This window comes from Pandoraea anhela (genome assembly GCF_902459655.1).
GTDB classification, from domain to species: domain Bacteria; phylum Pseudomonadota; class Gammaproteobacteria; order Burkholderiales; family Burkholderiaceae; genus Pandoraea; species Pandoraea anhela.
Genome location: NZ_CABPSB010000002.1, coordinates 306,585 through 318,596 on the forward strand (window position 1 = coordinate 306,585; position 12,012 = coordinate 318,596).

A 12,012-nucleotide genomic window follows, 5' to 3' on the forward strand; every position below is an offset into this window, starting at 1 on the left:
ATCTGCGGCGAACGTGGTACGGCCTGCGTGATGCACACCCTCGAAGGAGAGCTTCGCGATGAGCATGAATCTTTCGCTGCAATCCGTGGCGACACGGTCGGCGGCCACGCTGTCAACGCTGGAAGAATCGAAGGATGCGTACGCCGTTCAAGGCAAGCGTATCGGTATCAACAAGAGCGGAGAGCTCGTCATCTTCAAGGGCAGCAAGTATCTGCTGCACCCCCATCAATGCCAGCGCGCCAAGGCGCTGATGACGCAGCACAACCTGTCCACCGAAACGCCGTCGTCGCTCATTGCCTCGCTCAAATTCACGGACCTGCGCATGGACCGCACACCCGTGGCCAATCTGCTGGCACAACTGACGTCGCTCAAGGCGCCGGGCGGCGCACAGACGCCGGCGGTGCTGGGCGCCAGCGAACCGGCAGTGTCGACGCCCCCGATGCTGACGCTGGACATGGTCGTCAGCGACACCGCCACCGAGACCACCACCGAGACCACCACCGATACGGCCCCTCAGGTCGTGCTGCGGAAAAAAGCCGCGCGCTCGTCGGACGACGGCTCCCCGTCCGACGCCTCGCAACGCTCGCTTCAGTTGAAACGGCAATCCGCGATGTTGCGGTGGGAGTTTGCCGCCTCCAGGATTCTGCGCGATCCCGATGCAGCGCTCTCCGACGTGCCGCCGGCACTACCGCGCAAGGAGAATCGTGCGTCGTTGATCGCCAGCGTGAACCAGGCGCAAACCGACGCGAAACACTCGATGTCGAGCGACACGGCCGACAACAGGCCGGTGCCGATGCCGCGCACGGTCGCACCGCAAACCGCCCCGCAGAAACCGCCTCGCACCTTCACCTTCGATCGTCGTGAGCCGCAACCGCCGGTGCTCAGCCGCTCGGGGTCGGAAAGCTCATCGGGCATGTCGGAAATGTCGGAATCGTCCGCGCAGCCGGCCTCTACCCAGTCGTCGACGCCGGTGTCTCGCACAACGAGCGTGCAGAGCGACGAAAGCGGGGCCGGCACTTCGGGGTCGTCCGGTGCGTCGGGCATCATCGACGATCTGCGCAATTCCGGCCGCGCCACGGATGCGTTGATCCAATCCATGCTGAGAACGCAGAACCTGCGGTAAAGCCCGCAACCCGAGCTCCCCGCCTGAGGACTTCAGGCGATGTCCGGCGCCGACTTCACGGTCGCGCCGGGCCTATACGTATACGATGAGCCAAACCTGCAAGCGGCTTCCCGCAGCGGACATGACCATTGCCTTTCGAACGTTCTGGATTCGGGAGGCATTTCAACGCATGGCATCGATCCACACCCAGATCAACGCCGCCACCATGACCAACCAGGAAGCCGAACAGCTTCATCGTCTGATCTGTCGGCACGCGGTCGACCCCGCGCGCACGACAGTCGGTGTGAACCGTGACGGCTATCTCGTTCTGCTTATCGGATGGAGCGCTTACCGGCACCCCCATCTGTGGCGTCGTGCCCGCGATATGGCGCTCACCTCGCATCCGAACACCCCGGCCGAGTGGCCGGACGCCTCACGCCCGGGAGTGCGCTCCATGCGGCTCGACCAACCTTTCGTCATCGTCTGGTTACTGCGCAACGCCACGGCGTGCGTGAAGCACCGGCTGTTGCAAGGCATCAAACGACAACTCGACTGGCGCGGCAATCCCGACCATTGCGCCATCGATATTTTCGAGCGCAGCCGTCCGCAAGACGCCCTGTGCGAACTGAAACACCGCATGGGATCGGCCGAGCAAGTCGTCGGCCACTACAAGCTGATTACGCAGAACGGCTCGCCGTTTCGCGACCATTACCACCGCGAGTTGTCGGCAAGCCGGCACCGCAAGCTGTGGGTTGCGCGCCAAACGGCGTTGCATGGCCGCGACGGCACGTTGCTGCCCGCCAGCGTCATTCATGTGGATCGGGAGCCGCTCGCCGTCATGTGTCAGACGCCGCAACCGCGCGCCATCGAAGGCTTTCTCGCGTTATTGATGCGAATACGTCCCTCCGTCGTCGTGTACCTCACGCCGCAGTGCGAGCCGCACGGCGCCGAGCGCCACGAAGGCGCGATCCGCGTGAGCCGGCGGCATGTGTCCACCAGCACCGCGGCGACCTTCGTCACCGACTTCAGCGTGTATGCCACGTCGCTTCGCTCGTCGGAGGGCGAGGTCACATTCTCCGTGCTGCATGCGCCCTACCGGCACACGCCGGACGTCTCGTCAGATCGCCTGTACGTCACGCAGACGTTGCAGTTCGTCGAAAACGCGTTGCGACACATGTCGCCGCCGGACGACGCCTGCACACGACATGCGAGCGGTTCGCCGTCCGGTTGTCCCGTCATCGTCTTCGACGATCCGGAGGGCATCGCCGGCATTCTGGTGACGGCGTTCGCCATGTCCCGCAGCACGCTCGAACATCTCAGCGTAGAGGAGATCATCACCGATATCAGACTCTCGGGATCGCCGCACCTCGTCGGTACGAATCATCAGTTGGACGTCATCGGCGCCTTCGCGGACGATCTGCGAAAGCCCCTGCTGATGCACCGATAGCGCGCACCGGTCGCGCGTGCATGCACCGCGCCGAACTGTCGTCGCATTTGCCCCATCTCGTCATCTCGCACATCCCTGTTCACGCGACGCCATCACACGACGCGATCACCTATAGGAGACTTGCCATGTCGTTCCCGGTCACCGTTACTCCCGCCCCCGGACGCGCCGCGACGATGGCATCCCGGCGTTCGGCAAGGACGGATCACGCCGCATCGGCGCTCGATGTCGACACCTCGCAACCCACGAGCACGGCAGGCGAAAAATCGCCGCGCGACTCGCAAATGCTGTCGCTCGCGAAAAGCATTCTTGCCGTACGCCGCGAGCCGCCCCGGGCGCCGGACATCGAACGCTACTTACGACGCTGGCTGACAGCGCCGCCTTCCGTGCTCATCACCCTCGCGTCCGACGACGAGTTACTCGCCCGCAACGCGGCATACCCGACGCTCTCGCCCACGAGCCGACGCTTCGGGGATATCGGCTACACCGCCTATCTGCTCGCGCAAGGAGAATGCGGGTGCCGCGGCACCTACCTGCGCACCTGCATCGTGTCGATCACGCAAGGGTGCGACGTAGTCACGTTCCCGGCCCTACAGGCATGGGCAGACGATGGCGAGGCGATCATTCGTGCCGACGCGCTTTCGTATCTGCATCAGACCGCCGAGCGGCTCAGAACGACGACCCCTGCGCAACGGGTGCGTCGTCAGGACTTCTATCACACGGAAACGCTATCGCCGCCGCCGCATCCGGCCGTCGTGCAAGCCACGCATCGCACGGCCCGGCTGGGCATGTGGCTCGCCGCCGCCGCCTTGCTGGAGCACGCCGGCACATCGCTCGACAACGTGCTTCGCGACATGCGGATCGGCTCGACGAAGTTCGATCCGACGTTTCGTCAACATCAGGAACTCGCGCGCATCGCGCGATCGCGGAATCGGCGCAACACCGCCAAGCCCTCGGGCGAGTCCGACATCGACGGCGAGCCGTCGGCGACTGACACGCCCGACGCGCACGAGACCGACATGGCTACCTCTTCACTTTCAAGGACTTTCCACGATGCAAGACCTTCACTCTTTTCACAACGTTGTCGGTGAGTTGTTGCACCACATCGGCTTTTTCGCCTTCGAGCCGGCGCCGGATCAGGAAGTCGTGAGTCTGGACGTCGAAGACCGCATGTCGGTGCACTTCGGTGCGATCGACAGCGCCTCGTGGTTCATGCTGGCCGAATTCAACGAGATGCCGTCGACCGATTCGCTGATGGCCGCACTGTCGGCCAATCATCTGCGCGCCGATTCCCGTCAGCCCGTCTTTTCCCTGAACGACAACGGCGCGCTCAATTGCTGGATGAAGATGCCGCTGGCCGGACAGGACAGAGCAACGCTCGCCGATGCCTTCGGCGAGTTGCTGGACGTCGCCCGGGCGTTACCGGCAACGAACTGATCCCCTTTCACCCATGGGAGGTATCGATGGCCAAGCTCATTTCGAGAGCTCGTTCCGCAAGTGTTGAGCAGTTGACGCAGCTTCCGCCGAATACGGAAATCGGCCACACGCGAACGGGCGACATCGTCAGTTACGGCGGTGCGACCTTTGCTTTCCGTCCGCAGCAGAATGCCCGATTACACGATTTCGTCCAGCCGGACGAACGGCACCATGCGAGCGGCAAACGCTGGAGCAAGTTCGTTTCCCGGATACGCGACGTTTTCGTCGGCGCGAAAGCGCCCGCCTCATCGAAAACACCGAACGACACGGCCGGGCGTCATGCCCGTCAACGACATTCGGCGGCGTCGGCATCGGCATCGGTGCCGGTGTATAACGACCTCCCGTGGTTCACCCCCGAGCGCCCCGAATCCATCGACCGCGATTTCGACAAGGTGGTCTACGCGATCCGGGCGAAACACGCCGAGAAAGCCGCCAGACTGGCCGCTGCGGCCACGCTTGCAACGCCGGTGAGTCCGGCGTCGGTCCGACGCACGTCCTGCGGGTCAAGTCCGCAACGCTCGATGCAGGACGCGGCCAATACAGCGCCTGCCGCACCGGCTGCACCGGCAGCACCTACGGCCCCTACCACCACCACGGCGGCAGCAACATCGACGGCGACGGCGGTAGCATCCGGCACGGCGACCGCAGCGACGCCAGCGACCAAGACGACCAAGACGACCAAGACGAACATGACGCCGCCGATGGCGACGCTGCCTTTCCGGCCCCGACTGCTCACGCCCAAAACGGCGAGCGCCTCGGCCTCGCCCGCATCCATCGGAATCCCACCGATCCCCGACTTGCTCCCACCGCCCCCGAAACCGGGGCCGACGGATGGCACGGTCAAACACTGACCGAAACGAAAAACGCGGGGACATTCCCCGCGTTTTTCATCGCCATGCAACGCGCTCGGATGGCTCAGGTGGATTAGGTGGATTAGGCAACTCAGGCAGCCATGGCATCCGACGGCGCCTGCGCGCCCCGACCGGCATGTGGCGTGTTCGATGCCGGGGCCACGGCCGGTTGTGTCGGATCGCGATAAGCGCCCGTTACCCGCTGTCCCGACACCGAAGGCTTCCATTTGCCGGAGACGCTTTCGCCGTAACCGCCTTTCACGTAGGCGAGCATGAACTCGGCCATCGCGTCGTTGGCGAGCGCCCTGTTTTGCGGCGTCGTCTCATCCGAGAACCGGATCGTGGCGTCTCTCAGCGCGTCGAGCAACCGACCGGTGGACGGCACCTCGCGCACGATGTGCTGAAGATCGGCTTCGAGCGTCGATCCCGGCGACGCGTCGGCGATCTTGAAATACATCCGGTCGAGCTCCGCTTTGTGCAGCGCCGAGAATTCGCTCCACCACGCCTCACCGCCGAATTTCGGGTTGGCATAGCGCATGCGCATCATCGGTGCGAGCAGGTCGAGGCAGTAACTTCCGATCGTCAGATGATCTGCCGTGTTGCTGCTCCATGTGAGGCCGGCGATCACCGATACCGGCGTCGGCAACTTCTTTTCCGCACCGAGCGTGCTCGTGGTGCCGCGAACCGAATGCATCAGCGCCACGCCGTTTTCCTTGAGCTTGAAACGCATCGATGTCATCACGCCAATGCCGACATCGAAGTCCGCCGACTTCAGCGCGGCTTCCATCTCGGCGACACCCCATACGCCACTGGCACTGACACCGGCGGATTCAAGCGCGCTGGCCACGGCGCCGGCCAGCAGCGCGGCGCCCGAGACGGTCACGTTGATGAAATGACCGCAGTAGTACGGATCCTCGTCCTGCGTCACATGCTCGTATGTCACGGTGGCGGTCACACTGTTTGGCAACACGAACGGCACGCCTGCTACCGCGCTGATCTCGGTTTGCCATTTGCTCTGGCGGCAACTTAGCTCATGCACCGCCAGCGCAGGGGGGCGCAGGATACGTTCGCGCGCTTTGAAAAGGTCCATGAAGATCTCCTCGACATCCGGATCCAGTTCGCCACTGAGCTTGAGCAGCGCGAATTGTTCGAGCAAATACCCCGCGCGCGTCTCCATATCCTTGACGGCGGATCCCGGCCGTTTCGACCGCAACTCGGCTGTAATCTCGGCGCTCGACTGCTTGACGTGCTCGCGCATGCTCTCCACCAATGTCTCGGCGGAACAGACGAGCGGCTTGCCTGCGAGCAGTTCTCTCGCCCATTCCGGTTTGTCGGTGGCAATGCTCAGAATATCGTGGCGCGCGCGTTTCATCGTCGCCAGCTTGCGCCCCGTGGCGGCGACGCTCGCCGTGACGCCGAAATCGACGCCTGCCTTCACCTTGAGCTCGCCGCTCAGCGTATCGTGCCGCTCGATGGCGCGCGTCATCGGCCCGTGTCGATGAATGTCCATGCCCTTGCCGCATAGCGCAATCAGGTCATACTCGAGACAATCGCTGCTGAAGTCGGCTCGCGCGCGAGTCGATTCATACGACGACGAGATCAGGAAGAGATCGCGAATCTTGGCGATCAACGCGATCGGCCCCAGCTTGATCCATGTCCGGAATTTGTGACTTTCACTGGTGACGTAGTCGGACAACGATGCATAAATGTCCGCGCGCGAGGACGCCGGAGACAACGACAGTTCGGTCTCGATGAAGTCGAACACTTCCGCGTCGGCAGACAAGGTGACTCTCTTGCCTGTCGAATCGACCAGCCATTCGGTCGGCGTGACCATCACGCTCGAATCCTGCCCGAAGCTGACATTGACCCCGACGCCCGGCACCACATCGACGCCACCGCCCGCTCTGAGTGCGAAAGTCTTGGTCGAACCGGGCTTCATGTTCGCCAGTCGTTCGCGCAAGCCCTTGTCCAAACGGCGTTTGACGCATTCGTCCGCGCTGGCCTTGAACTGCCATTTCAACCCGCGACTGACGTTCAGAGCACGGTCGAAATTCTCGACATGCTTTGCCCCCTTGTGCCGCTTCAGCCCCTCTTCCAGCGAGCTGAAGAGGCCGTGAATCTGCAACAGGTCGTTGCGTTTGAGCTTCGCGTCAGCCGACTGATGGAGAAACTTGTCCACGCGCGCCTTGAGGTTGTCGTGCGCCAGCCCTTTATCGGGCAAGCCAAGCGATGCGCGCGTTTTCTGATAGACATTCCACAGCGAGGACACCGCCGTGCGCGTGTCCTGGTGCGAGAGCGGCGTCGGCACCGGATCGCGCTTCAGACGTGTGACGCTCAGATCGTCGCTATCGTTGCTCGCGTTGAACAAGCTGTCGTCGTTGGCGATGCGGGAGTCGAATTCGTTCTGCGAGACCGTGACCTGAGACGCCGCTTGCGTTGCGCGTGCCGCGTGTCCACCCGAAGTCGATTGAATCATTTCTGCCATAGGCTGGGTTCCCTTAAAGTGTCGTCGTCGCGCCTCGCTTCGGGAGACGCGGACTAACATTGACGTCAGTGCGAAATCATCTCGAAATCATCTGAAGCAAGAACATGTCGACGCAGGCCACAATGTCGGCGCGCGTGCCTCGCACGGCACTGCCGTACATCAGCAACACGCGGCGCGATTCGAACAGGGCAGGCCCGCTCATCCAGGACTCGCACACCGCCGTTCGCTCACCGAATCGCACATCGGGTAGCGCCACGGTGCCGGCGGCCACCATGAACGTGAGATGGCCGTGCGAGTATTCGAGCAGCCAGAATGGCTCGACCCCGTCCGGCGATCTCGCCTGTACGAACGTGCCTACCGTTTCCGGCAGCGCCGCGTCGAGTCTGCGAAGAATGTTGCGCATCGCCATGGCCTCACCGCTTGCGCACCGCGTGTTTGATGCGCTCGGAGAGCACAAGAAAATCGCGAACACCGGTCATGCACGTCTCAAAGGTCTCCCACGGTGTGATATAGCGATGCAGCACCAGCACACCCTGCCTGACTCCGAAAGCGAAGGCTTGCCGGCACAGCGTCGGGTTCATCGCCAACGCGCGCGCGGCCGTCTCGTCATCCGCGTCGGCCATACGCCGTTCGATGTGCGTACCCGCCGGCTGATGAATCACGCAGGTATCCAGGTCGCGCGCTTCGAAGAAGATGGTGCCGCGACGCAATGTCGCATCGACCTGCCATCGATCGCGCATCGCGTCGCAGATCGATGCGATCGATGTCTGTGCCGCCGCAGCAACTGCGGCTTGCCCCGCCTGACTTACCGGGCGGTGGGCCGCGTGTCTCCGAAGTTCTGCTGACGAAATCGACCTGCCGAATCCAAAGGCTGTGTCCATGATTTCTTATAGGTTGGGGACATTCAGGAACGTGTCTTGCTTTCGGCCATCATCCCGGTCTTCTCCCGCCAGTGCATTTCATCTTTCGCCCAATTGGGGACTTCACGGAGAGGCACTTACGCAAAGTGACCGGGAATCGGCCTATTTATTTATGATCATCCCCCCGGAAACCGGCGTTCCTCGCATAGTCTCCTCGCTTTGAGGAACATGATTTCGCCGGTGCCCCCCGCGGCGATGTTTCAGCGCACGTATGTCCCACACGTCTTCGACTGATGGCGTGTCAAGTCGGCAATCGTCGTCGCTCGCGTCGAGCAGGGCTTGCTGGCAGGAGAGTCGGCACGTGAATCAGATCAACTCGCCGCAGAATGGAAAGATTTATCTGTTCGACGATTTTTCGTTGGACGCCAATGGAGTGCTGAAACAGGGAGACCGTCAGATCAGCCTGCCGCCCAAGGAAGTCGCCGTGTTACGCACGCTGCTCGAGGCCGCGGGCGAGAACGTCAGCAAGGACAAGCTGCTCTCGCTGGTGTGGCCGCATCAGGATGTCAGCGAGGAGTCGCTCACGCGCTGCATCTATGCCATCCGGCGTGTGTTGCGCGAGAAGAAGTCCGACCGGATCGTGGAGACGGTCTACGGCACCGGTTATCGCATTCGCCGCTCCGTGGCCATCGTATCGGCGGCCACGCGCGCCGCCTCGCTTTGCACGCTCGCGATCATGCCGTTCCGGTTGCGCAACTCGGCGCAGGCGCTCATGCTGCACGATCGTCTGGTCACACGGTTCTTCGAATTCACGGCTTACGGGCTGCGGGTGCTGCCGGCGTCGATCACCCGCACCGTGCTCGAATGCCACGACATCGCGAGATTCGTCGAGCGGTTCACCCCCGACTACTACCTCATCGGGCATGGTATCGACGGGGAACGCCGCGGCCACGGTGAGCGCGGAGATTGCGGTGAGAGGTTACGCATCGAACTCGTCAGTTCGGATAGTCACCAGCTCCTGTTCAGCGAAGACTTCGAACTGGCCGACACGGCCAACACACTGCCCCTCGAAACCCGCATCACGGAGATCGTGACGAAGCACGTGCCGGGGCTTTGCGCATCCGTTCACCTCTCGCACTCCTTCGACTCCCTCGACTGCGCCACGACTTTCCTGCACGCGCGCTTCAGGCTTCAGCAGCACACGCCGTCGAGCCTGCGTCAGTCGTTGCAACTCTTTCACCAGTGCGTGGGGCACGGCGCGTCGCGAACGGCGCCATATTGCGGGCAGGCCGAGTGCTATCTCGCGCTCGCGCATCTCGGCCTGTTCGACCAGAAAGCCGCGCTGCACGGTGCGCGGGCCGCCGTGGAGGCGGCGTTGGCGCTGGCGCCGAGAGACCCCCACGCCGTGAGTCTGCTGGCGCTGCTGCACAGCATGAAGTTCGAATCCAGCGTGGCGAATATCCTTTTCGACCGGGCCTTATGGTCCGCGCCCTCCAATCCTTACGTACGCTACCACCACGCATGGCACTGCATTCTCAAGGGAGAACTGAGGGCAGCGGAGATGGCGCTCGATATCGCGCTGGAGAACGACCCGAGCTTTGTCGCCGCCGTGATTCTCAAGACATGGGCCATGTTCTTCGACCGGCGTACCGACGACGCGATTGCCGTCGCGCAGGAGAATCTGCAACGTCTGGGGCAGCATCATCCTGTGCTCACCAGCGCGATGGCGGTCATGCTCTCGTATCAGGGCAGGCACGCGCAGGCCGAGGCGCTTGTCCGCTCGGTGTGCGAGACAGGGGAAGACACGGGCTTGTTGCGGATCAACCGACACTATGTGGAACTGGCGCGCGGCGGCCTGCCCGCGCGCCGGGAGGCCGAACAAGTGCTGGCGGCCGTCGATCCGCGTCAGGTCCGCGCAGGACTGTTGCCGCTGATCCTGCTCACGCACGGCGTGCCGGCCGCGCGCGACGCCTGGCGACGCATGCGCACCGACTGGTATCCATGGCAACGGTTATACCGTCTCGACCCGCGTCTGGAGGTGCTGTTCTCTCTGTGACGCGTCGAGGAAAAAACCCCGCCGTCACCGGCGGGGCATAACGGTCCGATGCGCATGTTATTGCAGCGTCGACAGTGTGGGCGGCGGCGCTTTCGGAAACAGGCCGAGTCCTGCCAGCATGGCCGCCACGAGCGGATTCCGCCGTATCTCTTCCGCCGGCTCCGAGTCGCGCAGGAACAGTTGCGCAGCAAACCCTCGCAACGCATCGCGCTGCGGGTGATCGACCAGCAAAGTGATCAGCAACCCCAGCGTATCGCCCAGCGACTTCGCCTCCCCCCGCGCGAAGCACTCGAGAATGGCCCGTTGCCGCATGGCGCCGCGCGGCAACACGGCGTCGCGCATCGCATTGCACTGACGCCGCAGCGGAATATCCTCCAGCATCGACGGGTCGAACGCATCGCGCATGACCATCATCAATGCCACCCCCAGCGACCGCGCGTCTCCGGTGGACAGCAACTCGGACAGATACGCCGGCGACGGCAGGTTGCGCAGCGGGCCGGGCCGGAAACGCGCACCGGGCAACAACGCAGGGGCAAAGCTCGGCACCGGTCGCGAGCGTGCGGCACTCAGCAAAATACCTTCTGTGCGCATCAGCGATTGAATCCCTTGAAGGCTTCGGCCATCGAGACGATCGATCCGCTCAGCAATTTGACGAGGGTCTCGTTCGTGGCGTTGGCTGTCGTGAAGCGCTGCGACATCGATTGCAGCGCCGTCTTCACCAGATTCTCCTGCCCGGTAAAGCCGGTGCGCCAGATTTCGAGTTGCTGAGTGGTCATCTTCGCCTTGCCGTTCTTGTCGTCCTTCGGCAACGTATCGATCATCTTCTGGATCGGCGTCGTATCGACTACGACCACATACTTGCCGCTGCCCGGCGGCTGCTCGACCACGCTGCTCTCCGGCAGGCCGAGTTCCTTGGCCCACTTCTGCGCATCCTCTTTGCTGCCGCCCTCGATCTCGCCGTCTTTGCCCTCTTTTTGCTTCGGCCACAGCACGGCGTCCTTGCTCGGGAGCTTGTACTTCGCCAGGAGCTTTTCGAGTTCTCCTCTGAGCGCACCGACGTCGAGCTCGACCTCTTTGCCGTCGCCTTTCGACGTGATCCACGAGGACAGCTTCGATATGATATCGGTGAGCGCCTTGCCGAAGTCCAGATATTTCGCCGCGGCTTCGCCGAAGATGTTGAGGAAGTTCTCCTTCACGTCGACAATCAGCTTGACGATGATCGCCCAGATTTCGCCATCGGTCAGCGGCGGCTTGTCCGGATCGTCCTCCGCGCCGTCCTCCTCATTGTCTTTCACCCCCGGGGACTGATCGTTATCCGGTGCAGGCTTGTTCTTTACTTCCGGCTTCTGGGGGTCGTTGCCCCGTTTTTCATCGGGTTTGTTCGCCGTCACGCCCAGCAATTCGTCTCGCATGTCCTGCGGCATCGGCGTATCGCTGTGCACCAGCCCGTTCACGCGAGCCACCAGATCATGCTCGGCAAGCCGGGCATCGTCACGCGACACGTCGCTCAGGTCCTGCGCGAATTTCGCACGCGCTTCCAGTAGTTTGGCGGCGCCCTGCACGACGCCGCGCACCCGTTGTTCATCGATCGAAGGGTCGTTGCCCGGCAGCTTCTCAGGCCCGCCGCTCCCGTCTACGTCGCCGGTTTCCGGCGTCACGCCGTCTGCGCCGTTCAGCAGAAACCAGGGAATAGTATTTTCGTCGCCGATTCTGGTCATCGTTTCATCCTGTCGTGTGT

General features: G+C 63.0%; 11 protein-coding genes. 6 read left to right on the forward strand and 5 right to left on the reverse strand.

Translation table 11 applies throughout. The features are described from left to right. Positions 1-58: 58 nt before the first annotated feature. From PAN31108_RS04490 to PAN31108_RS04505, 5 genes are all read left to right on the forward strand, one after another. Positions 59-1,123, forward strand: a complete 1,065-nt coding sequence (locus PAN31108_RS04490; RefSeq protein ID WP_150667669.1) for a hypothetical protein — start codon at positions 59-61, stop codon at positions 1,121-1,123. 169 nt (positions 1,124-1,292) lie between these two features. Next, positions 1,293-2,549, forward strand: a complete 1,257-nt coding sequence (locus PAN31108_RS04495; protein ID WP_150667670.1) for a protein-tyrosine phosphatase family protein — start codon at positions 1,293-1,295, stop codon at positions 2,547-2,549. A gap of 125 nt (positions 2,550-2,674) precedes the next feature. Then, positions 2,675-3,637, forward strand: a complete 963-nt coding sequence (locus tag PAN31108_RS26290; RefSeq protein WP_174994845.1) for a hypothetical protein — start codon at positions 2,675-2,677, stop codon at positions 3,635-3,637. Next, the gene (locus PAN31108_RS26295) at positions 3,600-3,983 is read left to right on the forward strand and encodes a CesT family type III secretion system chaperone (protein ID WP_174994846.1); all 384 of its coding nucleotides are present in this window, start codon (positions 3,600-3,602) and stop codon (positions 3,981-3,983) included. Before PAN31108_RS26290 ends, PAN31108_RS26295 begins: the two co-directional genes overlap by 38 nt. 26 nt (positions 3,984-4,009) lie before the next feature. After that, the gene (locus PAN31108_RS04505; RefSeq protein ID WP_150667672.1) at positions 4,010-4,873 is read left to right on the forward strand and encodes a hypothetical protein; all 864 of its coding nucleotides are present in this window, start codon (positions 4,010-4,012) and stop codon (positions 4,871-4,873) included. Between the two features lie 91 nt (positions 4,874-4,964). Here the strand turns inward: PAN31108_RS04505 and PAN31108_RS04510 are convergent, their stop codons facing one another. From PAN31108_RS04510 to PAN31108_RS04520, 3 genes are all read right to left on the reverse strand, one after another. After that, the gene (locus PAN31108_RS04510) at positions 4,965-7,358 is read right to left on the reverse strand and encodes a hypothetical protein (protein ID WP_150667673.1); all 2,394 of its coding nucleotides are present in this window, start codon (positions 7,356-7,358) and stop codon (positions 4,965-4,967) included. 76 nt (positions 7,359-7,434) lie between these two features. Then, positions 7,435-7,761, reverse strand: a complete 327-nt coding sequence (locus PAN31108_RS04515) for a hypothetical protein (protein WP_174994847.1) — start codon at positions 7,759-7,761, stop codon at positions 7,435-7,437. A gap of 10 nt (positions 7,762-7,771) precedes the next feature. Beyond that, positions 7,772-8,098, reverse strand: a complete 327-nt coding sequence (locus tag PAN31108_RS04520) for a hypothetical protein (protein WP_150667675.1) — start codon at positions 8,096-8,098, stop codon at positions 7,772-7,774. Positions 8,099-8,579: 481 nt separating this feature from the next. Here PAN31108_RS04520 and PAN31108_RS04525 point away from each other — a divergent pair, with 481 nt between their 5' ends. Continuing rightward, the gene (locus PAN31108_RS04525) at positions 8,580-10,274 is read left to right on the forward strand and encodes a winged helix-turn-helix domain-containing protein (protein WP_174994848.1); all 1,695 of its coding nucleotides are present in this window, start codon (positions 8,580-8,582) and stop codon (positions 10,272-10,274) included. Between the two features lie 57 nt (positions 10,275-10,331). Here the strand turns inward: PAN31108_RS04525 and PAN31108_RS04530 are convergent, their stop codons facing one another. Next, the gene (locus PAN31108_RS04530) at positions 10,332-10,865 is read right to left on the reverse strand and encodes a hypothetical protein (protein ID WP_150667677.1); all 534 of its coding nucleotides are present in this window, start codon (positions 10,863-10,865) and stop codon (positions 10,332-10,334) included. Continuing rightward, positions 10,865-11,992 (reverse strand): IpaD/SipD/SspD family type III secretion system needle tip protein, encoded by a 1,128-nt coding sequence (locus PAN31108_RS04535; RefSeq protein WP_150667678.1) that lies wholly within the window; start codon positions 11,990-11,992, stop codon positions 10,865-10,867. Before PAN31108_RS04535 ends, PAN31108_RS04530 begins: the two co-directional genes overlap by 1 nt. Positions 11,993-12,012 lie beyond the last annotated feature (20 nt).